The organism is Roseomonas sp. SRI_022 (genome assembly GCF_057586215.1).
This window is the reverse complement of sequence record NZ_JBYCZL010000034.1, coordinates 24,345-45,384: the sequence shown is the minus strand read 5'-3', so window position 1 is coordinate 45,384 and position 21,040 is coordinate 24,345. Positions and strand designations below refer to the sequence as shown.

17 protein-coding genes and 3 tRNA genes are annotated in these 21,040 nt (G+C 67.2%); 15 read left to right on the top strand and 5 right to left on the bottom strand.

Going from position 1 to position 21,040, the window contains the following annotated elements:
• Positions 1 to 70 precede the first annotated feature (70 nt).
• The 3 genes from AC2YHJ_RS24530 (at position 71) to tuf (ending at position 1,541) form a co-directional block, all read left to right on the top strand.
• Positions 71 to 153, top strand: a tRNA-Tyr gene (locus AC2YHJ_RS24530).
• A 78-nt stretch (positions 154 to 231) separates the two neighbouring features.
• Positions 232 to 305 (top strand) — tRNA-Gly (locus tag AC2YHJ_RS24525).
• 48 nt (positions 306 to 353) lie between these two features.
• The gene (gene tuf, locus AC2YHJ_RS24520; protein ID WP_487398793.1) at positions 354 to 1,541 is read left to right on the top strand and encodes an elongation factor Tu; all 1,188 of its coding nucleotides are present in this window, start codon (positions 354 to 356) and stop codon (positions 1,539 to 1,541) included.
• An 81-nt stretch (positions 1,542 to 1,622) separates the two neighbouring features.
• Here the strand turns inward: tuf and AC2YHJ_RS24515 are convergent, their stop codons facing one another.
• A complete protein-coding gene (locus AC2YHJ_RS24515) occupies positions 1,623 to 2,615 on the bottom strand; it encodes a YihY/virulence factor BrkB family protein (protein WP_487398808.1) in 993 nt (330 codons plus the stop codon).
• 130 nt (positions 2,616 to 2,745) lie between these two features.
• On the opposite strand from AC2YHJ_RS24515, the gene AC2YHJ_RS24510 reads away from it, so the two are divergent.
• The 3 genes from AC2YHJ_RS24510 to nusG all read left to right on the top strand — a co-directional run bounded on the left by AC2YHJ_RS24510 (position 2,746) and on the right by nusG (position 3,649).
• Positions 2,746 to 2,822: transfer RNA gene (locus AC2YHJ_RS24510), tRNA-Trp, on the top strand.
• Between the two features lie 81 nt (positions 2,823 to 2,903).
• The gene (secE, locus tag AC2YHJ_RS24505) at positions 2,904 to 3,098 is read left to right on the top strand and encodes a preprotein translocase subunit SecE (RefSeq protein WP_487398807.1); all 195 of its coding nucleotides are present in this window, start codon (positions 2,904 to 2,906) and stop codon (positions 3,096 to 3,098) included.
• 14 nt (positions 3,099 to 3,112) lie between these two features.
• Positions 3,113 to 3,649, top strand: a complete 537-nt coding sequence (gene nusG / locus AC2YHJ_RS24500; protein ID WP_487398806.1) for a transcription termination/antitermination protein NusG — start codon at positions 3,113 to 3,115, stop codon at positions 3,647 to 3,649.
• A 193-nt stretch (positions 3,650 to 3,842) separates the two neighbouring features.
• On the opposite strand, the gene AC2YHJ_RS24495 is transcribed toward nusG, so the two are convergent.
• Both AC2YHJ_RS24495 and AC2YHJ_RS24490 read right to left on the bottom strand, forming a co-directional pair.
• Positions 3,843 to 4,052: a hypothetical protein gene (locus tag AC2YHJ_RS24495; RefSeq protein WP_487398805.1), complete on the bottom strand. Its 210-nt coding sequence runs from the start codon at positions 4,050 to 4,052 to the stop codon at positions 3,843 to 3,845.
• A gap of 47 nt (positions 4,053 to 4,099) precedes the next feature.
• Entirely contained in the window at positions 4,100 to 4,843 is a 744-nt protein-coding gene (locus tag AC2YHJ_RS24490; RefSeq protein WP_487398804.1) for a TSUP family transporter, read from the bottom strand.
• Positions 4,844 to 4,926: 83 nt separating this feature from the next.
• On the opposite strand from AC2YHJ_RS24490, the gene AC2YHJ_RS24485 reads away from it, so the two are divergent.
• Positions 4,927 to 5,805, top strand: a complete 879-nt coding sequence (locus AC2YHJ_RS24485) for a LysR substrate-binding domain-containing protein (RefSeq protein WP_487398803.1) — start codon at positions 4,927 to 4,929, stop codon at positions 5,803 to 5,805.
• A gap of 13 nt (positions 5,806 to 5,818) precedes the next feature.
• Here AC2YHJ_RS24485 and AC2YHJ_RS24480 read toward each other — a convergent pair whose 3' ends face one another.
• Entirely contained in the window at positions 5,819 to 7,393 is a 1,575-nt protein-coding gene (locus AC2YHJ_RS24480) for a calcium-binding protein (protein WP_487398802.1), read from the bottom strand.
• A gap of 276 nt (positions 7,394 to 7,669) precedes the next feature.
• Positions 7,670 to 8,509: a protein-methionine-sulfoxide reductase heme-binding subunit MsrQ gene (locus AC2YHJ_RS24475; protein ID WP_487398801.1), complete on the bottom strand. Its 840-nt coding sequence runs from the start codon at positions 8,507 to 8,509 to the stop codon at positions 7,670 to 7,672.
• Between the two features lie 244 nt (positions 8,510 to 8,753).
• Between AC2YHJ_RS24475 and rplK the strand changes: the two genes are divergently transcribed.
• The 8 genes from rplK to rpsG all read left to right on the top strand — a co-directional run bounded on the left by rplK (position 8,754) and on the right by rpsG (position 21,030).
• Positions 8,754 to 9,188 (top strand): 50S ribosomal protein L11, encoded by a 435-nt coding sequence (gene rplK, locus AC2YHJ_RS24470; RefSeq protein ID WP_487398800.1) that lies wholly within the window; start codon positions 8,754 to 8,756, stop codon positions 9,186 to 9,188.
• 4 nt (positions 9,189 to 9,192) lie between these two features.
• Complete coding sequence (rplA, locus tag AC2YHJ_RS24465; RefSeq protein WP_487398799.1) at positions 9,193 to 9,894, top strand: 50S ribosomal protein L1; 702 nt, start codon at positions 9,193 to 9,195, stop codon at positions 9,892 to 9,894.
• Between the two features lie 290 nt (positions 9,895 to 10,184).
• Complete coding sequence (rplJ, locus tag AC2YHJ_RS24460; RefSeq protein ID WP_487398798.1) at positions 10,185 to 10,709, top strand: 50S ribosomal protein L10; 525 nt, start codon at positions 10,185 to 10,187, stop codon at positions 10,707 to 10,709.
• Between the two features lie 112 nt (positions 10,710 to 10,821).
• Complete coding sequence (gene rplL, locus AC2YHJ_RS24455; protein ID WP_487398797.1) at positions 10,822 to 11,199, top strand: 50S ribosomal protein L7/L12; 378 nt, start codon at positions 10,822 to 10,824, stop codon at positions 11,197 to 11,199.
• Positions 11,200 to 11,383: 184 nt separating this feature from the next.
• Positions 11,384 to 15,568, top strand: a complete 4,185-nt coding sequence (rpoB, locus tag AC2YHJ_RS24450; RefSeq protein WP_487398796.1) for a DNA-directed RNA polymerase subunit beta — start codon at positions 11,384 to 11,386, stop codon at positions 15,566 to 15,568.
• Positions 15,569 to 15,647: 79 nt separating this feature from the next.
• Entirely contained in the window at positions 15,648 to 19,820 is a 4,173-nt protein-coding gene (gene rpoC, locus AC2YHJ_RS24445) for a DNA-directed RNA polymerase subunit beta' (protein ID WP_487398795.1), read from the top strand.
• Positions 19,821 to 20,170: 350 nt separating this feature from the next.
• Complete coding sequence (rpsL, locus tag AC2YHJ_RS24440; RefSeq protein ID WP_211870923.1) at positions 20,171 to 20,542, top strand: 30S ribosomal protein S12; 372 nt, start codon at positions 20,171 to 20,173, stop codon at positions 20,540 to 20,542.
• 11 nt (positions 20,543 to 20,553) lie between these two features.
• The gene (gene rpsG, locus AC2YHJ_RS24435) at positions 20,554 to 21,030 is read left to right on the top strand and encodes a 30S ribosomal protein S7 (protein WP_487398794.1); all 477 of its coding nucleotides are present in this window, start codon (positions 20,554 to 20,556) and stop codon (positions 21,028 to 21,030) included.
• Positions 21,031 to 21,040 lie beyond the last annotated feature (10 nt).

The following is a 21,040-nucleotide window of genomic DNA, read 5'->3' as shown; positions in this document are numbered from 1 at the left end:
CGTTGACAGTCGCGGTCCCATGCGGTTAACCCGCCGCGCTCCCGTCAGCCCTGATGGGGCGAGCGGCTGCGGAGGGGTGCCCGAGTGGCTAAAGGGGACGGACTGTAAATCCGTTGGCTTGCGCCTACGTTGGTTCGAATCCAACCCCCTCCATATCCGCCTGCCGCGGTCAGCGCGGCGTCACTCCCCCGGCCAGGCGGCGGGGACTTGGTTGGTTCGGCGCTTCGCGGCGCGGGTGTAGCTCAATGGTAGAGCCCCAGCCTTCCAAGCTGGTTGTGCGGGTTCGATTCCCGTCACCCGCTCCAGCGATGCGCGGGTGGCGTCAACAGGTCACGAGATAGCGGGACAGGACCATGGCGAAGGCGAAATTTGAGCGGAACAAGCCGCACTGCAACATTGGCACGATCGGGCACGTGGACCATGGCAAGACGTCGCTGACGGCGGCGATCACCAAGGTCCTGGCGAAGACGGGCGGTGCGTCGTTCACGGCGTATGACCAGATCGACAAGGCGCCGGAGGAGCGGGCGCGCGGCATCACGATCTCGACGGCGCATGTCGAGTACGAGACGCCGAACCGGCACTATGCGCATGTCGATTGCCCGGGCCATGCCGACTACGTGAAGAACATGATCACGGGTGCGGCGCAGATGGACGGCGCGATCCTGGTGGTGTCGGCGGCCGACGGCCCGATGCCGCAGACGCGCGAGCACATCCTGCTGGCGCGCCAGGTCGGTGTTCCGGCGCTGGTGGTGTTCCTGAACAAGTGCGACATGGCCGATCCCGACCTGCTGGAGCTGGTCGAGATGGAAGTGCGCGAGCTGCTGAGCAGCTACCAGTTCCCGGGCGATGACATTCCGATCATCAAGGGCTCGGCCCTGATGGCGCTGGAAGACAAGTCGCCGGAGCTGGGCGAGCAGGCGATCCTGCAGCTGATGGAGGCGGTGGACGCCTACATTCCGCAGCCGGCGCGCGAGGTCGACAAGCCGTTCCTGATGCCGGTCGAGGACGTGTTCTCGATCTCGGGCCGTGGCACGGTGGTGACGGGCCGCGTTGAGCGCGGGATCATCAAGGTGGGCGAGGAAGTCGAGATCGTTGGCCTGAAGGCGACGGTGAAGACGACGGTCACCGGGGTTGAGATGTTCCGCAAGCTGCTGGACCAGGGCCAGGCGGGCGACAACATCGGCGCGCTGCTGCGCGGCACGAAGCGTGAGGACGTGGAGCGCGGGCAGGTGCTGGCGGCTCCGGGTTCGATCACGCCGCACACGAAGTTCAAGGCGGAGGCGTATGTGCTGACGAAGGAGGAGGGTGGCCGTCACACGCCGTTCTTCACGAACTATCGTCCGCAGTTCTACTTCCGCACGACGGACGTGACGGGTGTGGTCTCCCTGCCGGAAGGCGTGGAGATGGTGATGCCGGGCGACAACGTGTCGATGGACGTGGAGCTGATTGCGCCGATCGCGATGGACGAGGGCCTGCGCTTCGCCATCCGCGAAGGCGGCCGCACCGTCGGCGCCGGCGTCGTCGCCAAGATCACGCAGTAAGGCTCTCGTCCCGCGAGGGACGGCTTGAAGGGCGGCGTCCGGGAGACCGGGCGCCGCCTTTTTGCGTTGGTGCGCCCCGAGTCAGGCCCGTGGCGAACGTCGTCGCAGCAGCAGCAGGCCGGCCACCGCGGCGAGCGTCCCGGCGACGGCCCCGAGCGGCGAGGGGGCCGGCTTCTCCACTACCACGATGCGCGGCGGTGGCGGCGGGGCCTTCGCGGGAACTGGCCTGGCCTGCCGCGACCCCTCGCGATTCGCCCAGGCGCGGGTGACCTCCGCCCCCAGCAGGAAGATCAGGGAGGAGTAGTAGATCCACACCAGCACCGCCGCGAGCGAGCCGGCCGCGCCGAAGCTGCCCGCGATGCCGGCCCCGCCGATGTACAGCCCGATCGCCGATTTCCCGACGGTGAACAGCATGGCGGTGATCAGCGCGCCCACTGCGACGTCGCCCCAGGCGATGCGCCGGTCCGGCAGGACCTTGTAGATCGCCCCGAACAGCACCGCGACCAGCAGCAGGGAGACCACCGCGTTCACCGCCTCGATCACCGCCGCACTGCCTGGCAGGCGGTCTTGCATCCAGGTGCCGGCCGCCGCGATCGCGGCGCTGGCGACCAGCGAGGTCAGCAGCAGGAAGCCGGTGGCCGCGACCAGCCCCATGGCGGCGGCCTTCGCCCGGAGCAACCGGGAGACGGTGCCGGTCCAGGGGACCTCGGTCTTCCACACGGCGTTCAAGGCGGATTGGATCTCCCCGAAGGTGCCGCTGGCAGTCAGCAGCAGCATCGCGACGCCGAACACCCCGGCGAGCGTGCCCGTGCCGACATCGGAGGCGCCGCGGATGGCAGCCTCGATCGCCGTGGCCGCATCCTGGCCCAGCAGGCCGCGCAGCTGGCCCTGCACCGCCCCGCGCGCCGCGTCCTCCCCGAAGACCGCGCCGGCCATGGCGACCGCGATGACCAGCAGGGGCGACAGCGAGAACAGCGTGAAGTAGGCGATGGAGGCCGCGCGGCTGAGGCATTCATCCGCGATGAAGCCGCGCAGCGCATCGAAGAACAGGGCCCGCAGGCGCCGGCCGGTCATGTCCGTCCCCATCCTGGTCCGTTACCGGCGTCAACGCCGGCCAGGGGGCGTGGTTTCTGTTGGCCGGCGAGCCTCGACAGGGCGGCACGGGTCAATTATAGACCGCCCCCTCCGCCGCGCGAGCGCGTCGAGGGGCGTAGCTCAATTGGCTAGAGCGCCGGTCTCCAAAACCGGAGGTTGGGGGTTCGAGACCCTCCGCCCCTGCCACGCATCGCGACGGCAGACCCGTCGCGGTGGAGGGTGGCCCTGCAGGGGCTGCGCTCCGCCATCGTTCCTGAGGAATCTGACTTGGCCAAGCTCGATCCGGCGCAGTTCGCCCGGGAGGTCCGACAGGAGGTTTCCAGGGTCACCTGGCCCTCCCGCAAGGAGACACTCGTCACCACGGGGCTGGTGCTGGGCATGTCCGCGCTCGCGGCGGTCTTCTTCCTGCTGGCGGACCAGCTGATCCAGCTGGTGATGCGCTTCGTGTTCAAGATCGGCTGAGGGGAGACGGCACCGTGGCCGACAAAAAGTGGTACGTCGTTCATGTCTACTCGGGCTTCGAGAAGAAGATCGCCGAGCAGATCAAGCAGCAGGCCGCGCAGAAGGGCCTTGCCGACAAGTTCGATGAAGTGCTGGTGCCGACCGAGCAGATCACCGAGGTCCGCCGCGGCCAGAAGGTCGATACCGACCGCAAGTTCTTCCCCGGCTACGTGCTGGTGAAGATGGAGATGACCGACGACGCGTGGCACCTCGTGAAGGACACGCCGAAGGTCACCGGCTTCCTCGGGTCGCGCAACAAGCCGCAGCCGGTCCCCGCACGGGAGGCCGAGCGCTTGCTGCAGCAGGTGCAGGAAGGTGTCGAGAAGCCGCGCAAGCCCGCCATCCTGTTCGAGGTGGGCGAGCAGGTCCGCGTCGCCGACGGTCCCTTCACGTCGTTCAACGGCGTGGTCGAGGAAGTGGACGAGGAGAAGGGCCGCGTGAAGGTCTCCGTCTCCATCTTCGGGCGCTCCACGCCGGTCGACCTGGAATACGGGCAGGTCGAGAAGCTCTGATCGCAATGGTCGCCAAGGGCGACCATTGCTGAGTCTTGGCTTTGTCCCTCAGACGCCGGGCGGCCCGCATCAGCGGGCCTTGGCTTCGCGCCACGCACTGGCGCATTGGTGGCTTCTGTTGGTCTGGGCGCGGTCGCGCCGTGCGCTCCCGGATCGAGGCACGGCCTCGATCCGCCCTTTGTGGCGGCTGGGTTCAGCGCCGCGCCAGCGCGCGGCGGCCCTCTGCCGTAGCCTCCACGATGCCGTCGCGCAGCGTGACCAGCCCCGCCTCCACCGCATCCTCCCACACCGTCAGGCGCGGGCAGGATGTGCGCCAGGCGTCCAGCACTTCGGCATAGGGGCGCGGCCGTTCCGCCACGAAGGCGACGAGGTCGAGGATCAGCGGTCGCAGCGTCTCGGACATTCCAACCTCCTCCAGACTGTCGTTCAGCGTGCGGTCGCCGCCGCGTGCTATTCCGTCAGCAGCAGCCAGCTTCCCTGGCCGATGTAGAAAGCCCCCAGCACCGTGACGATGCGCCCGGCCCAGAGCCGATAGGTGGTGTCGCTCATCGCATCCAGCAGGCGCTTCGCCAGCATCGTCCCGGTCATGGAGGCCAGTACCGCCATGACCGCCAGCACCGGGTCGATCTGGCCCGGATCGGCCACCATGGCGCCGAAATACAGCAGCTTCAGCGCGTGCCCGACCGTCTGGCAGGCCGCCTTGGTCGCCACGATCTCCCGCCGGTCCATCGCACCGCCGAGGAAATGCCGGTCGAGCAGCGGCCCCGATACCCCGGTCAGCACCATCAGCGACATCGAGATCGCACCGACGATCATACCATGCAGCGGCTTTTCCGGATTTGGGCGGATCCGCGCGGGCAGGGCCTGGGCCAGGAACGGGCTGGCCCCCAGCAGCAGAAGTGCTGCGCCGCGGCCCGGGACCAGCAGCACCAGCGACCAGGCCCCCAGTGCCAGGAGGCAGCCAAGGATGTGCGCGATCACCGGCACGGGCCGAATGCGCCGCCACCACAGCATCGCCCGCCAGCCATTGGAGGCGATCTGCGTCACCGCATGCAGCGCCATCGCATCGGGCACCGGCAGCAGCACCAGCAGCACGCCGACCAGCACAAGGCCCCCGGCCATGCCGAAGACGCCCGAGAGCAAGGATGTGCCGACCATCGTCAGGATCAGCGCGGCGGTGATCAGGGGTGACATTAGCTTGGCCTCCACCGCCCTTCTGCGCCCGTTGCGCGAACCCTGCAAACGGCGTTAGCTGAGCCTGAGGCCAAGTTTTCCTGATGCTCGAACCGCGCCGCCTGCCACCGCTGAACGGGGTCCGTGCCTTCGAGGCCGCGGCGCGCACCGGCGCCTTCACCGCCGCAGCCGCCGAGCTCAACGTCACTCCCGCCGCGGTCAGCCGCCTGGTCCGGCTGTTGGAGCAGCGGCTTGGCGTCGCCCTGTTCGACCGCCACGCCAATCGCCTGACGCCAACCCCGGCCGGGGAGGCCTTCCGCGCCGGGCTGACGCCGCTGCTCGACCGGCTGGCGCGGCTGACGACCGAGGTCGTGGCGGCATCCGGCGCCCAGGTCCTGACCATCGGCGTCGGGCCGAGCTTCGCCGTCCGCTGGCTGATCCCGCGCCTCGCCGATTTCACCCGCCGCCATCCGGGCATCGAGGTGCGGATCGCCACCGGCGGGGCGGCCGCGCCCTTCGCCAAGGGCTGGAGCTGCGGCATCCGCCTGGGCGACGGCGACTGGCCGGGGCTGCTGGCCGAGCCTCTGGTCGCGGCCGACCTGATCCCGGTCTGCACCCCGGCGGTCGCCGCAAGGCTGCGCAGCCCGGCGGAACTGCCCCCCGGGATGCTTCTGCGCGTTGCCCATGCGCCGGGGGACTGGTCGCGCTGGGCGGAGGCGGCGGGCGTGCCGGGGCTGCGCGCCGCCGGCCCGGTCTTCGATTTCTACGGCCAGGCGCAGCAGGCGGCGGCGGATGGCGTCGGCATCGCCATGGGCATCAGGCCCTATGTCGATGACGACCTCGCCGCGGGGCGGCTGGTCGCGCCCTTCGCGCTGTCGGTGCGGAAGGGGGGCGGGTGGTATCTGGTGCACCACCCGGATCGGGCGGGCGATCCGGCTCTGGTCGCCTTCCGCGGCTGGATCCTCGCGGCCGCGGCGGGGTGAAGCGCAAAGCCCGCTACAGGAAGAAGTCGCTCGCGGCGAAGGCCACGAGCCCCATGACCTTGATCTGGAAGTTCGCGCCGTTGACGCCGTCCGTGTCGCCCTCGACGAAGGTGTTGCCGCCCGACTGGAAGGTGCGGAGCTGGCCGGCGACGCCGGTAAAGGAACCGGCGATGAAGCTGAACGCCGTGTTGCCGGCCCCGGCGCCATTCGCATCGATCGTCGCGAGGTCGATGCGGTCGCCTTCCGCCTTGCTGAAGCCGTAGATCGCGTCGCGGCCGGACACCAGGGTCGTGGAATCGCCGATCGCGAGATAGCGGAAGCGGTCCGCGCCGAGGCCCCCGTTCAGGATATCGGCGCCGCCGTCGCCGGCCAGCGTGTCGTTCCCTGCATCACCGAGCATGCGATCGTTGCCTGAGCCGCCCCGCAGGCTGTCATTGCCGCCGCCGCCGAGCATGCGGTTCCCGGCGCCGTCGCCGGTCAGCACGTCGCCAGCGCTGCCGCCGCGCAGCCATTCGAAGCCGCTGAACTGGTCGCCCTCGGCATCGCCGCCGGCGGCATGCCCGGTCTCGAGATCCACCGTGACGGCAACGGCGGCGCCCGCATAATCGAGCATGTCGTTGCCCGCGCCGCCAATGAGCAGATCGGCGCCGGCACCGCCGATGATCCAGTCTTCGCCGTCGCCACCGTCGATCGTGTCTGCGTCAAGAAAGCCATTGAGCCGGTCCGCGCCGCCGTTGCCTTCGATGTAGTCTTCCCCGGTGCCTCCGTTCAGCACATTGGCATCGCGCCCGCCCAGGAGGGTGTCATTCCCCGCGACCCCGCTCACCAAATCGGAGACGATCCCTTCCCGACTATCGAAGTTGTCGTTGCCCTGACTCAGGTCGATTTTGCCAAAAATGGAGCCCGTATTGATAATGAGATCATCCACAGGGGATCCGAGGTATGCGTATTTCGAACTTATGATTGTCCCAGAATTAATTAAAGATAGAGGACTATTGGTTAATGTTGCGGCAATAGCGTATGCGCCGAAAGCGGCGGTTTCCCCAGATCTTCCTTCTATAATTCCGGTGTTTATTATTTGAGCATCCGAGCTGAGAACTTCGATACCAATATTTCCGACAATCATGCCGTCATTTAAAACTGATACTTGAGTGCCTTTCTCAATACGAATTCCGCATCCTGCTGCAGAAATCGTTCCGTCGTTGTGAAGGGACCGTCCGGACACCTCCTCCACCCACACACCGTGATAGCCGGTGACGCGGCCGGAGTTCTGGAAGTATTCCGGCCGGAACAGGTGGATCGCGGCCGATGCGTCGAAGCTGTCGACGGTGCCTGTGGCGCCGATCTCTACGCTATGCCCGCCGCCGGACGACGAGGTGCCCCACAGATTGATCGCGCTCGACTGCTCCGAGGCGACGGCGCCGTAGACCCGCACGATGTTGTTCGCGGCCCAATGCGCACCGTCGAACAACGACTCGATCGCAGAAGACGTTGTTGTCAGGAGGACGCCTTGGCCAACGTAGGCAAATTGGTAGTTTCCAAGGATGATCTGGGAGGTCCAATCAATGGTCAGGAAAGTCGAGGCCATGGCAGTTCCTTCCCCTCGGATCGGCGGAACGACACGCTGAAGCGGTCGCGAGGAACGCGACGCTTGCGATGAATTCATTCACGGGCCGCGACCATCGGAAGTGCCGTCGGATGGGCGACGGTACCGTCGCCGAAGGACCATCCGAATCCAGTGCCGACATTCTCCCGCGACGGGTCCGTCAGGCATCCGGGGAAGCCTAGGCGTCCGCCAAGTCGTTCTGCAATGGCAATCACAAGGCTGCGAGCCGGTGCGGCCGGATCGGGGAAGGGTCGTGCCCTACGCCGCCACCTGCCGCGGTGCCTTGCGGTGCTTGCCGGTCGGCAGCAGCCGGAGCGCCGCGGCGCCAAGCCCTGCAATGCCCACCCAGACCGCAGGCCGCGGCCCGAAGGCAATGTCGAGATTCGCCTCCAACACCCGCCAGGGATCGATCCCGGTGGCGAGGCGATACCAGGCAAACTCGATCCCGGCCGTTGCGGCCGCCGCCCCGGCCGCCAATCCCAGCAGCGCCAGCAACCCTGGCGCGCCGCCCTCCGGCGCGATCAGCCGGTAGCCCATCAGCCAAGTATAAAGCCCGGCCATCAGCATCGGCTCGGTCACATCCGCCTTGGATTGCAAGGTGAAATGCACCAGCGCCAGCACGGTGATCGGGTGGATCCACCAATGCAGCCGCCGCCAGGCGCGGCCACCCATCCACTTCAGCATCCCGTCCGTCGAGGTCGCCGTCAGCGCGGCAAGGCCGAGCAGCGCGACGAAGCCGATGGTCAGGTAGATGCGCCGGATGATCTCACTGGCCACCTTCGCCCAGTCGAAGGCGAGGTCGCCGGCATAGAGCCCGAGATGCAGCACGGCATAGGCGAAGCAAGCCACGCCGATCATCCGGCGCAGCTCGGCGATGCGCGGCTGGCGCAGCACCTGCCGCGCCGGGGTGACGGCCAGCGAGAGCAGCAGCAGCCGGATCGTCCAGGTCCCGATGTCGCGCTCCGCCGCCTGCCAGGGCTTGGGGCCGAGCGAGCCCTGCCAGGCCGCGACGGCCAGGAGGATGGCCGGGACGAACAGCGCGGCGAAGGTCAGGGCCTTGAGCGGGGCGAAGGCGCCGCTGCGGTCACGCCAGGGCATGCGGGTGGGCTCTCCGGTGGTTCCTGTCCTATACGTCGTGACGCGGCGGGAGGTTAGCATCGGGACGAGCATCCGATGGTGCCGGCGCATTCGCCCTGGACAAGTCGGGCCAACCCCGCTACACGCCCGCGCTCGCCGACCGGCCGGGGGTTGTTCCCCGGCCTTCGGCGTTTCAGGGAACGCGGGAGATCCTTCGGGATCGTTCGGACCGCGGGCCTCTGACTAGCAACAGAGGACTGCCACAGTGGCGAAGAAGATCGCAGGCTACATCAAGCTGCAGATCCCGGCCGGCAAGGCGAACCCGTCGCCGCCCGTCGGGCCCGCGCTCGGTCAGCGCGGCCTGAACATCATGCAGTTCGTGAAGGAATTCAACGCGGCGACGCAGCAGATGGAGCCCGGCACCCCGACGCCGGTCGTCATCACCGCGTATACCGACCGCACCTTCTCCTTCATCACGAAGACCCCGCCGAACACCTACTTCCTGCTCAAGGCCGCGAAGCTCGAGAAGGGCTCCACCGCGCCGGGCAAGGCGGCGTCGATCGGGCGCGTGACGAAGTCGCAGCTCGCCGAGATCGCCAAGACCAAGATGCAGCACATGAACGCGAACGACGTGGACGCGGCCGTGCGGATGCTCGCGGGTTCCGCGCGCTCCATGGGCCTCACCGTGGTGGAGGGCTGATCCCATGGCGAAGCAGGGCAAGCGTCTGAAGGCGGTCTATGCCGGTTTCGACCGGGACCAGTCCTATGCGCTGACGGAGGCGGTGAAGATCGCCAAGACCAACGCGAAGGCGAAGTTCGACGAGACGATCGAGATCTCGATGAACCTCGGTATCGACCCGCGCCACGCCGACCAGATGGTCCGCGGCGTGGTCGGCCTGCCGCACGGCACGGGCAAGACGGTGCGCGTGGGCGTCTTCGCCCGCGGCGCGAAGGCCGAGGAAGCCAAGGCCGCCGGAGCGGACGTGGTGGGTGCGGACGACCTCGCCGCGCTGGTGCAGGAAGGCAAGATCGAGTTCGATCGCTGCATCGCGACCCCGGACATGATGGCCCTGGTCGGTCGCCTCGGTAAGGTGCTCGGCCCGCGCGGCCTGATGCCGAACCCGAAGCTCGGCACCGTGACCATGGACGTGAAGGGCGCCGTGACGGCCGCCAAGGCCGGCCAGGTCGAGTTCCGCGCCGAGAAGGCGGGCATCGTGCATGCCGGCATCGGCAAGGCCTCCTTCGGCGAGGACCAGCTGCTGGCCAATGCGCGCGCCTTCGTGGACGCGATCCAGCGCGCCAAGCCCACGGGGGCGAAGGGCACCTATGTGAAGAAGGTGGCCGTCTCCTCCTCCATGGGCCCGGGCGTGAAGGTGGACGTGACCAGCCTTTCGGCTGGCGCCTGACGAGATACGCCTGCCCCTGACCGGGCGGGCGGGCAGGGAGCGGCCCTCGGGCCGGTCCCGAAACCTGTCGGAGACCTCCTGCGGCCCCTCGGGGCCTTGATTCGGCGACAGCCGGGCAGGGGAGAGACGGGGTGCCACAGTGATGTCCCCCAGGGGTACGCCCCTCGGGTGGCTTGACTTGGTGTTCCGGCCTGACAGGCGAACCGGGGTGAGCGGCAACCCGCCGCAAGCCCCCGTGTGAACCGGCCGGAGCCCTTCCAGAAGGTTTCGGCCACCGACGGAGACGTGGAGTGGACCGTACGGAGAAGCGTGAGTTCGTCGCTTCGCTGGCGACCGTCTTCGCAGAGACCTCCTTCGTGCTCGTGGCCCAGAACAAGGGTCTCACGGTCGCGGATGTGAGCGAACTGCGTCGCCGGATGCGCGCGGCGGGTGCGTCGTACAAGGTCGCGAAGAACCGCCTGGCCACCCTCGCCCTCGAAGGCACCCGTTTCGACGGCGTCAAGCCGCTGCTGAAGGGTCCGACGGCCATTGCATGGTCGACGGATCCGGTGGCGGTGGCGAAGACCGCGGTCGAGTTCGCCAAGACGAACGACAAGTTCGTTGTCCTGGGCGGCGCGCTCGGAACCCAGACGCTGAACGCCGAAGGCGTGAAGGCTCTGGCCGAGCTGCCGTCCCTGGAGACGCTGCGGGCGCAGCTGCTGGGTCTCATCCAGACCCCGGCGACGCGCATCGCGGGCATCCTCCAGGCCCCTGGTGGGCAGGTGGCACGGGTCCTTTCGGCTTACGCCAAGAAGGACGAGGCCCAGGCGGCCTGAGGGCCGCAGGAACCCTCCCTCGCAGCCGTTTCGCCTCAGGGTTGAGGAGCAAATGCGGCACGGGGGAGTTGCACAACCGAAGTCAAGCCATTAGATCGAGGAGCATTCAAACATGGCCGATCTCGCGAAGCTGGTGGACGAGCTGTCGTCCCTGACCGTTCTGGAGGCCGCCGAGCTCTCCAAGCTGCTTGAGGAGAAGTGGGGCGTTTCCGCCGCCGCGCCGGTGGCCGTTGCCGCCGCCGCCCCGGCTGCGGCCGCTGCCCCGGCAGCCGAGGCCCAGACCGAGTTCACCGTGATCCTTGCCGCCGCCGGCGACAAGAAGATCAACGTGATCAAGGAGATCCGCACCATCACCGGCCTCGGCCTCAAGGAAGCCAAGGACCTGGTCGAAGGCGCCCCGAAGACCGTCAAGGAAGGCGTGTCCAAGGACGAAGCGGACAAGATCAAGAAGGTGCTGGAAGAGAACGGCGCCAAGGTCGAGGTCAAGTGATCTCGCCCTCCGTCCCCGTCCGGCAACGGGCGGGGATGGGGGACCAGTACGATCGGGTGCGGGTGGGGTTGCCGGAAGGGTTCGGCAATGCCGCCCGTTCCTGCGTTGCCTGACCAGGGCAGCGCGAAGATGACCCCAGCCGGCCGGGGCGTATGGGCCGGGCATGAAGGGAAGCAGGACAGGCATGAACGCTATCACGAAGTCGTTCACGGGGCGCAAGCGGATCCGCAGGAGCTTCGGGCGTCTCCCCGAAGTGGCACCGATGCCGAACCTCATCGACGTGCAGAGGGCGTCCTACGAAGCCTTCCTGCAGATGGAGGTCAGCCCGGACAGCCGGATGCATGCCGGTCTCCAGGAAGTCTTCAAGTCCGTCTTCCCGATCGACGATTTCGCCGGGCGTGGCCGCCTGGAGTTCGTGCAGTACGAGCTCGAAGAGCCGAAGTATGATGTCGAGGAATGCATCCAGCGCGGGCTGACCTTCGCCGCGCCGCTGAAGGTGCGCCTGCGCTTGATCGTGTGGGACGTGGATGAGGACACCGGGTCCCGCTCCGTCCGCGATATCAAGGAGCAGGACGTCTACATGGGCGACATGCCCCTGATGACGGACAACGGCACCTTCATCATCAACGGCACCGAGCGCGTCATCGTCTCCCAGATGCACCGTTCGCCCGGCGTGTTCTTCGACCACGACAAGGGCAAGACCCATTCGTCGGGCAAGTACCTGTTCGCCGCGCGCGTGATCCCCTATCGCGGCTCCTGGCTCGACTTCGAGTTCGACGCCAAGGACATCTGCTACGTCCGCATCGACCGCAAGCGCAAGCTGCCGACCACGACGCTGCTGCTGGCCCTGGACGGCCTGCGCACCGAGGGGCTGCGCGCCGATGCCGTCGCCGCCGGCCGCGAGCTGGAGCCGAGCGAGATCCGCGGCATGGATGCCGAGGAGATCCTGAATTCCTTCTACGGCCAGGTCGTGTTCAGCCGCAGCCCGAAGGGCTGGAGCCGCGCCTTCGACCCCGACGCCTTCCGTGGCGTGAAGCTGATCGAGCCGCTGGTGGACGCCAAGACCGGCCTGGTGGTGGCCGAGAAGGACGCCAAGCTGACCCCGCGCACCGCGCGCAAGATCGCCGAGGCCGGGACGACCGAGGTGCTGGTCGGCCGCGCCGACCTGCTCGGCCGCTTCGTCGCCGAGGACCTGGTGGACACCGCCACCGGCGAGATCTGGGCGGAGGCCGGCGACGAGCTGACCGAGCCGCGCCTTGCGGCGATCGAGGGGGCGGGGCTGGATCGCCTGCCGACGCTCGCCATCGACCAGTCGGTCGGCCCGTGGATCCGCAACACGCTCGCGGTGGACAAGAACACCAACCGCGACGAAGCGCTGATGGACATCTACCGGGTGATGCGCCCGGGCGAGCCGCCGACGCCGGAGACCGCCGAGACCCTGTTCAAGGGCCTGTTCTTCGACGGCGAGCGCTATGACCTGTCCGCGGTCGGCCGCGTGAAGATGAACATGCGCCTCGGCTTCTCCGCCGAGGAAGTACCAGACCACGTCCGCACGCTGCGCAAGCAGGACATCGTGGCGACGCTGCGCGTGCTGCTCGACCTGAAGGACGGGCGCGGCCAGATCGACGACATCGACAATCTCGGCAATCGCCGCGTGCGTTCGGTCGGCGAGCTGATGGAGAACCAGTACCGCGTCGGCCTGCTGCGCATGGAGCGCGCGATCAAGGAGCGCATGGGGTCGGTCGATATCGACACCGTCATGCCGCATGACCTGATCAACGCGAAGCCGGCCGCCGCCGCGGTGCGCGAGTTCTTCGGCTCGTCCCAGCTGTCGCAGTTCATGGACCAGACCAACCCGCTGTCCGAGGTGACGCACAAGCGCCGCCTCTCGGCGCTTGGCCCGGGTGGCCTGACGCGCGAGCGTGCCGGCTTCGAGGTGCGCGACGTGCACCCGACGCATTACGGCCGCATCTGCCCGATCGAGACGCCGGAAGGCCCGAACATCGGCCTGATCAACTCGCTCGCCACCTTCGCCAAGGTGAACAAGTACGGCTTCATCGAGACGCCGTACCGCCTGGTGAAGGACGGCAAGATCGTGGGTGATCCGCGCTACCTCTCCGCCATGGAGGAGGAGCGTCTGGTCGTCGCGCAGGCCGACGCGAATGTGGACGAGGGCGGCGCCTTCAAGGACGAGCTGGTTTCGGTCCGCCAGGGTGGCGACTTCCGCCTGGTGAAGCCGGAGGAAGTGACGGCGATCGACGTGTCGCCGAAGCAGCTCGTCTCCGTCGCCGCGGCGCTGATCCCGTTCCTTGAGAACGACGACGCGAACCGCGCGCTGATGGGCTCGAACATGATGCGTCAGGCGGTGCCGCTGGTCCGCGCCGATGCGCCGCTGGTCGGCACCGGCATGGAAGCCGCGGTGGCGCGTGACTCGGGTGCGACCATCGTCGCCAAGCGCGACGGCGTGATCGACAGCATCGACGGCGCACGCATCGTGGTGCGTGCGTCGGGTGATGACGGCACGACGCGCGGCGTCGACATCTACCGGCTGCGCAAGTTCATGCGCTCCAACCAGTCGACCTGCATCAACCAGCGCCCGCTGGTGAAGGTGGGCGACAAGGTGATCGCCGGCGACATCATCGCCGACGGTCCCTCGACGGAGCTGGGTGAGCTGGCGCTGGGACGGAACGTGCTCGTCGCGTTCATGCCCTGGAACGGCTACAACTTCGAGGACTCGATCCTGATCAGCGAGCGCATCGCGAAGGACGACGTCTTCACCTCGATCCACATCGAGGAATTCGAGGTGATGGCCCGCGACACCAAGCTGGGCCAGGAAGAAATCACCCGCGACATCCCGAATGTCGGTGAGGAGGCGCTGCGCAACCTCGACGAGGCTGGCATCGTCTACATCGGCGCCGAGGTGAACCCGGGCGACATCCTGGTCGGCAAGGTGACGCCGAAGGGCGAAAGCCCGATGACGCCGGAGGAGAAGCTGCTCCGCGCCATCTTCGGCGAGAAGGCGTCCGACGTGCGCGACACCTCGCTGAAGCTGCCGCCGGGTGTGGCGGGGACCATCGTCGACGTTCGCGTCTTCTCCCGCCGCGGCGTGGACAAGGACGAGCGCGCCATGGCGATCGAGCGCGCCGAGATCGAGCGGCTCGCCAAGGACCGCGACGACGAGAAGGCGATCCAGGAGCGTTCCTTCTATTCCCGTCTGCGCGAGCGGATGCTGAACAAGAAGGCCTCGGGCGGCTTCAAGGGCGTGAAGTCCGGCACGCCGATCACCGATGAGGTGCTGGACCAGTTCGCCAAGGCGACCTGGCGCCAGATCGGTGTCGCCGACGATGCGGCGATGGCCGAGATCGAGGCGCTGAAGCGCGAATTCGACGCCGCGGTGGAGAAGTTGCAGAAGCGCTTCGAATCCAAGGTCGAGAAGCTGCAGCGCGGCGACGAGCTGCCGCCCGGCGTGATGAAGATGGTCAAGGTCTTCGTCGCGGTGAAGCGCAAGCTGCAGCCGGGCGACAAGATGGCCGGCCGCCATGGCAACAAGGGTGTCGTGTCCCGCGTCGTGCCGATCGAGGACATGCCGTTCCTCGAGGACGGCAGCCATGTCGACCTGGTGCTGAACCCGCTCGGCGTGCCGTCGCGCATGAATGTCGGCCAGATCCTCGAGACCCATCTGGGTTGGGCCTGCGCGTCGCTCGGCAAGCAGGTCGGCGAGATGGTGGAGGAGTACCGCCATCGTGGTGCCCGGCGTTCGGAGCTCGAGGCCAAGCTGAAGGATGTCTATGGCGAGGAGATCTTCGCCCGCGACATCGCGCCGATGAGCGACGAGCAGCTCGTCGAGCTCGGCGAGAACCTGCGCAAGGGCATCCCCATCGCGACGCCGGTCTTCGACGGCGCGCGCATGGGCGATATCGAGGGCATGCTGACCAAGGCGGGCCTCGACACCTCGGGCCAGGTCTGGCTGCATGACGGGCGCACCGGCGAGAAGTTCGAGCGCAAGGTGACGGTCGGCTACATCTACATGCTGAAGCTGCATCACCTGGTGGACGACAAGATCCACGCGCGTTCGATCGGGCCCTACTCGCTCGTCACCCAGCAGCCGCTGGGCGGCAAGGCGCAGTTCGGTGGTCAGCGCTTCGGCGAAATGGAGGTCTGGGCGCTCGAAGCCTATGGCGCCGCCTACACCCTGCAGGAGATGCTGACGGTGAAGTCGGACGACGTGTCGGGCCGCACCAAGGTCTACGAGGCGATCGTCCGCGACCAGGACAATTTCGAGGCCGGCATTCCGGAATCCTTCAACGTGTTGGTGAAGGAGCTGAAGTCGCTCGGCCTCAACGTCGATCTGGAGAACCGCCCGAGCTGATGCGCGGGCGCTCCACCTTTTTCGAAACGCTCAGCCGCCGTGGGGCGTCCACGGCGGCGGCCTCATTCACGAGGACCGCATGAACGAGCTGATGAAGATCCTGGGCCAGACCGGCCAGGCGATGACCTTCGACCAGATCAAGATCACGATCGCTTCCCCCGAGCAGATCCGGTCTTGGTCCTATGGCGAGATCAAGAAGCCCGAGACCATCAACTACCGCACCTTCAAGCCGGAGCGGGACGGGCTGTTCTGCGCGCGCATCTTTGGTCCGATCAAGGACTACGAGTGCCTGTGCGGCAAGTACAAGCGGATGAAGTTCCGCGGCATCATCTGCGAGAAGTGCGGCGTCGAGGTCACCCTCGCGAAGGTGCGCCGTGAGCGGATGGGCCATATCGAGCTGGCCTCCCCGGTCGCGCATATCTGGTTCCTGAAGTCCCTTCCGAGCCGCGTCGGCCTGATGGTCGATATGACGCTGAAGGAGCTGGAAAAGGTCCTGTACTTCGAGTCCTACGTGGTGCTCGAACCCGGCCTGACGGATCTCAAGCTCCATCAGCTGCTGAACGAGGACCAGTACCAGCAGAAGATGGACGAGTTCGGCGAGGACGCCTTCTCGGTCGGCATCGGCGCTGAAGCGGTCAAGCAGATGCTCGGCGGCATCGACCTCGGCGCCGAGGGCGTGAAGCTGCGCGGCGAGCTGAAGGAGACGACCTCCGAAGCGAAGCGCAAGAAGCTCGTGAAGCGGCTGAAGCTGATCGAGTCCTTTGCCGAGTCCGGTGCGCATCCGCAGTGGATGATCCTCGACGTCGTGCCGGTCATCCCGCCCGAGCTGCGCCCGCTGGTGCCGCTCGACGGTGGCCGCTTCGCGACCTCGGACCTGAACGATCTCTATCGTCGCGTCATCAACCGCAACAACCGCCTGAAGCGGCTGATCGAACTCCGCGCGCCCGACATCATCGTGCGCAACGAGAAGCGCATGCTGCAGGAGTCGGTGGACGCGCTGTTCGACAACGGCCGTCGCGGCCGCGCCATCACGGGTGCCAACAAGCGCCCGCTGAAGTCGCTGTCCGACATGCTGAAGGGCAAGCAGGGCCGCTTCCGCCAGAACCTGCTCGGCAAGCGCGTCGACTATTCCGGCCGTTCGGTGATCGTCGTCGGTCCCGAGCTGAAGCTGCACCAGTGCGGCCTGCCGAAGAAAATGGCGCTCGAGCTGTTCAAGCCGTTCATCTACTCGAAGCTCGAGAAGTACGGTCACGCCACCACCATCAAGGCCGCGAAGCGGATGGTGGAGAAGGAGCGTCCCGAGGTGTGGGACATCCTCGAGGAGGTGATCCGCGAGCACCCGGTCATGCTGAACCGGGCGCCGACGCTGCACCGCCTTGGCATCCAGGCTTTCGAGCCGGTGCTGATCGAAGGCAAGGCGATCCAGCTGCATCCGCTGGTCTGCACCGCCTTCAACGCGGACTTCGACGGCGATCAGATGGCCGTGCACGTCCCGCTGTCGCTTGAAGCGCAGCTGGAAGCGCGCGTGCTGATGATGTCGACCAACAACATCCTCAGCCCCGCGAACGGCAAGCCGATCATCGTGCCGTCGCAGGACATCGTGCTCGGGCTGTACTACCTCAGCCTCGAGACGCCGGAGTTCCTCGTCACCGAGGAGAAGGACACGCCGATCTTCGCCTCGGTGGGTGAGATCGAGCAAGCCCTGGAAGCCGGCGCGATCACGCTGCACAGCAAGATTCGCGCGCGCCGTCGGGTGATGAATGCAGAAGGCGTCGTGATCACCGAACGCCCGGTGACCACTGCCGGTCGCATGATGATCGGCGCCTTGCTGCCGCTGCATCCGCAGCTCCAGTACAGCCTGGTCAACCGGATGCTGACGAAGAAGAACGTCTCCGACGTGATCGACGCGGTGTATCGTCACTGCGGTCAGAAGGAGAGCGTGATCTTCGCCGACCGGCTGATGGGCCTCGGCTTCCGCCAGGCGGCCAAGGCCGGCATCTCCTTCGGCAAGAACGACATGGTCGTGCCCGACACCAAGGCCGCCCTGATCGCCAAGACCAAGGCCGAGGTGAAGGAGTTCGAGCAGCAGTACCTCGACGGCCTCATCACCGCCGGCGAGCGCTACAACAAGGTGGTCGACGCCTGGTCGCGCTGCACCGACGAAGTTGCCGGCGCGATGATGAAGGAGATCCAGAAGCAGGAGATCGGTCGTCCGACCAACTCCGTCTGGATGATGTCGCATTCCGGTGCGCGTGGTTCGCCCGCGCAGATGCGTCAGCTCGCCGGCATGCGCGGCCTGATGGCCAAGCCCTCGGGCGAGATCATCGAGCAGCCGATCATCGCGAACTTCAAGGAAGGCCTGTCCGTCCTTGAGTACTTCAACTCCACCCACGGCGCCCGCAAGGGTCTCGCGGACACGGCGCTGAAGACCGCGAACTCGGGTTACCTCACGCGTCGTCTCGTCGACGTGGCGCAGGACTGCATCATCGTCGAGCAGGATTGCGGCACCGAGCGCGGCCTGACCGTGGGTGCGGCGATGGATGGGGCGGAGGTCGTCTCCTCGCTGTCCGAGCGCATCCTGGGCCGGACCTCGCAGGAAGACGTGGCGGACCCGGCGACGGGCGAGCTCATCGTCGGCCGCAACGAGCTGATCGACGAGGTCGCTGCGGAGCGTGTCGAGAAGTCGGGCGTGGAGCAGGTGAAGATCCGCTCCGTGCTGACCTGCGATGCGCGTCAGGGCGTGTGCGGCCGCTGCTATGGCCGTGACCTCGCGCGCGGCACGCCGGTGAACATCGGTGAGGCTGTCGGCGTCATCGCCGCCCAGTCGATCGGTGAACCCGGCACGCAGCTGACCATGCGTACCTTCCACATCGGCGGTGCGGCGCAGCGTGGCGCCGAGCAGTCGGCGGTCGAGGCCTCGGGCGACGGCACCATCAAGGTGCTGAACCGCGTGGTGGTCACGAACAGCCAGAACCAGCCGATCGTCATGTCGCGTAACTGCGAGATCGTGCTGGTCGATGCGCAGGGCCGCGAGCGTGCCCGCCAGCGTGTGCCCTACGGCGCGCGCCTGATCGGTGAGGACGGCATGACCGTGACCCGCGGCCAGAAGCTGGCCGAATGGGATCCGTTCACCCTGCCGATCATTACCGAGAAGCTGGGCAAGGTCGAATTCGCCGACCTGATCGAGAACGTCACCCTGGTCGATCGCCAGGACGACGTGACCGGTCTCTCCTTCAAGGAGGTCGTCGAGTACAAGGCTCCGGGCAAGGCCGCCGACCTGCGGCCGCGCCTGATCCTGCGCGACGAGAAGAACAACGTCGTCAAGCGCGACAACGGGACGGAGGCGATCTACTTCCTCACCCCCGGCACGATTCTCTCGATCGACAACGGCGCCCAGGTGGCGGCCGGTGACGTGCTCGCCCGCCTGCCGCGCGAATCGTCCAAGACCCGCGACATCACCGGCGGTCTGCCGCGAGTCGCGGAGCTGTTCGAGGCGCGGCGCCCGAAGGACCACGCGATCATCAGCGAGATCGACGGTCGCGTGGAGTTCGGCAAGGACTACAAGGCGAAGCGTCGCATCCTCGTGGTGCCGGAGCAGGTCGGCGACGAGACCCCGGTCGCGCGCGAGTACCTGGTGCCGAAGGGCAAGCACGTGTCCGTGCAGGAAGGCGACTACGTGAAGCGCGGCGACCCGTTGGTCGACGGGCCGCGTGTGCCGCACGACATCCTGCGCGTCCTCGGCGTGGAGAAGCTGGCCGACTACCTCGTCGAGCAGATCCAGGAGGTCTATCGACTCCAGGGCGTGAAGATCAACGACAAGCACATCGAGGTCATCGTCCGGCAGATGCTGCAGAAGGTGGAGGTCACCGACCCCGGCGACACCACCTATCTGATCGGCGAGCAGGTCGACCGCATCGAGTTCGAGATCGAGAACGAGAAGCGGGTCGAGGCCAAGGAACGCCCAGCGGTGGCCGAGCCGGTCCTGCAGGGCATCACCAAGGCCTCGCTGCAGACCACCTCCTTCATCTCCGCCGCCTCCTTCCAGGAGACGACGCGGGTGCTGACGGAGGCCGCCACGGCGGGCAAGGTTGACTACCTGGCGGGCCTCAAGGAGAACGTGATCGTCGGGCGCCTGATCCCGGCTGGCACGGGTTCCGTGATGAACCGCCTGCGGGCGCTCGCGGCGCAGCGGGACAAGGGGCGGCTGCCGTCCAATGCCCCGGCGCTGCCGGAACCGCACGCGGCGGAGTAAAGGCGCAGTCCGCGCAAGCCTTTGGGGGCCGGCCTTCAGAAGGGCCGGCCCTTCGTTTTTGTGGCGGTTTCGCAGGCGCGAAAGACACATGCGTGCGCTTCGCATGAATCGGGTCTTGATGCGCTTGACTCACCGGGGGGTGCCGCGTAGAAGCCCCCCCTCGGCAGGGCCCCGGCAACGGTGCCCTGTCAGGTTTTGGTCCACAACGCTGCGCCGCCGGCGCCGCCCCATTTATCGGGGCTGAGGCCGGCAGCGAGACGTAAGCCTGGAAGGCACGCGAAAGCGTGCCCGCCGGGCGGTCGCTCTTTGCAAGGGCAGGGCTGGGGACAGGAAGGTTTTGAAGGGGCGTCATGCCGACGATCAACCAGCTCATCGCCCAGGGGCGTGAGACCAAGCCGGCCCGGAACAAGGTTCCGGCACTGAAGGGCAGCCCGCAGAAGCGCGGCGTCTGCACGCGCGTCTATACGACCACGCCGAAGAAGCCGAACTCGGCGCTTCGCAAGGTCGCCAAGGTGCGCCTGACCAACGGCTTCGAAGTCGTGAGCTACATCCCTGGCGAGGGCCACAATCTGCAGGAGCACTCGGTCGTTCTGATCCGCGGTGGCCGCGTGAAGGACCTTCCGGGCGTTCGCTACCACATCCTGCGCGGCGTGCTCGACACCCAGGGCATCGCCAAGCGCCGCCAGCGCCGTTCGCTCTACGGCGCGAAGCGTCCGAAGTGAGGCACTGAGAGATGTCCCGTCGCCACAGCGCCGAGAAGCGCGAAGTCCTGCCTGATCCGAAGTTCGGTGACCTCGTGCTGAGCCGTTTCATGAACGTGCTCATGTATGACGGCAAGAAGAGCACCGCCGAGCGGATCGTCTATGCCGCCATGGACACGCTGAAGAAGCGTGGCGGGCCGAACAGCGATCCGCTGCGCCTGTTCCATGAGGCGATGGACAATGTGAAGCCGGCCGTCGAGGTCCGCAGCCGCCGCGTCGGCGGTGCGACCTACCAGGTGCCGGTTGAGGTTCGCCCCGAGCGCCGCCAGGCGCTGGCGATCCGCTGGCTCATCGAGTCCGCCCGCAAGCGTGGCGAGCACACGATGGAAGAACGCCTCTCCGGCGAGCTGATGGACGCGGCGAACAACCGCGGCTCGGCCGTCAAGAAGCGCGAAGACACGCACCGGATGGCCGAAGCCAACAAGGCTTTCAGCCACTACCGCTGGTAACGAAACCCCC

Excerpts from the sequence above, each read along its gene's own strand:
- rplA (WP_487398799.1), top strand. The coding sequence starts at position 9,193 with ATGGCGAAGCAGGGCAAGCGTCTGAAGGCGGTCTATGCCGGTTTCGAC.
- rpsG (WP_487398794.1), top strand. The coding sequence starts at position 20,554 with ATGTCCCGTCGCCACAGCGCCGAGAAGCGCGAAGTCCTGCCTGATCCG.
- AC2YHJ_RS24480 (WP_487398802.1), bottom strand. The coding sequence starts at position 7,393 with ATGGCCTCGACTTTCCTGACCATTGATTGGACCTCCCAGATCATCCTT.
- AC2YHJ_RS24475 (WP_487398801.1), bottom strand. The coding sequence starts at position 8,509 with ATGCCCTGGCGTGACCGCAGCGGCGCCTTCGCCCCGCTCAAGGCCCTG.
- rpoC (WP_487398795.1), top strand. The coding sequence starts at position 15,648 with ATGAACGAGCTGATGAAGATCCTGGGCCAGACCGGCCAGGCGATGACC.
- rpsL (WP_211870923.1), top strand. The coding sequence starts at position 20,171 with ATGCCGACGATCAACCAGCTCATCGCCCAGGGGCGTGAGACCAAGCCG.
- tuf (WP_487398793.1), top strand. The coding sequence starts at position 354 with ATGGCGAAGGCGAAATTTGAGCGGAACAAGCCGCACTGCAACATTGGC.
- AC2YHJ_RS24515 (WP_487398808.1), bottom strand. The coding sequence starts at position 2,615 with ATGACCGGCCGGCGCCTGCGGGCCCTGTTCTTCGATGCGCTGCGCGGC.
- AC2YHJ_RS24490 (WP_487398804.1), bottom strand. The coding sequence starts at position 4,843 with ATGTCACCCCTGATCACCGCCGCGCTGATCCTGACGATGGTCGGCACA.
- AC2YHJ_RS24495 (WP_487398805.1), bottom strand. The coding sequence starts at position 4,052 with ATGTCCGAGACGCTGCGACCGCTGATCCTCGACCTCGTCGCCTTCGTG.
- rpoB (WP_487398796.1), top strand. The coding sequence starts at position 11,384 with ATGAACGCTATCACGAAGTCGTTCACGGGGCGCAAGCGGATCCGCAGG.
- AC2YHJ_RS24485 (WP_487398803.1), top strand. The coding sequence starts at position 4,927 with ATGCTCGAACCGCGCCGCCTGCCACCGCTGAACGGGGTCCGTGCCTTC.
- rplL (WP_487398797.1), top strand. The coding sequence starts at position 10,822 with ATGGCCGATCTCGCGAAGCTGGTGGACGAGCTGTCGTCCCTGACCGTT.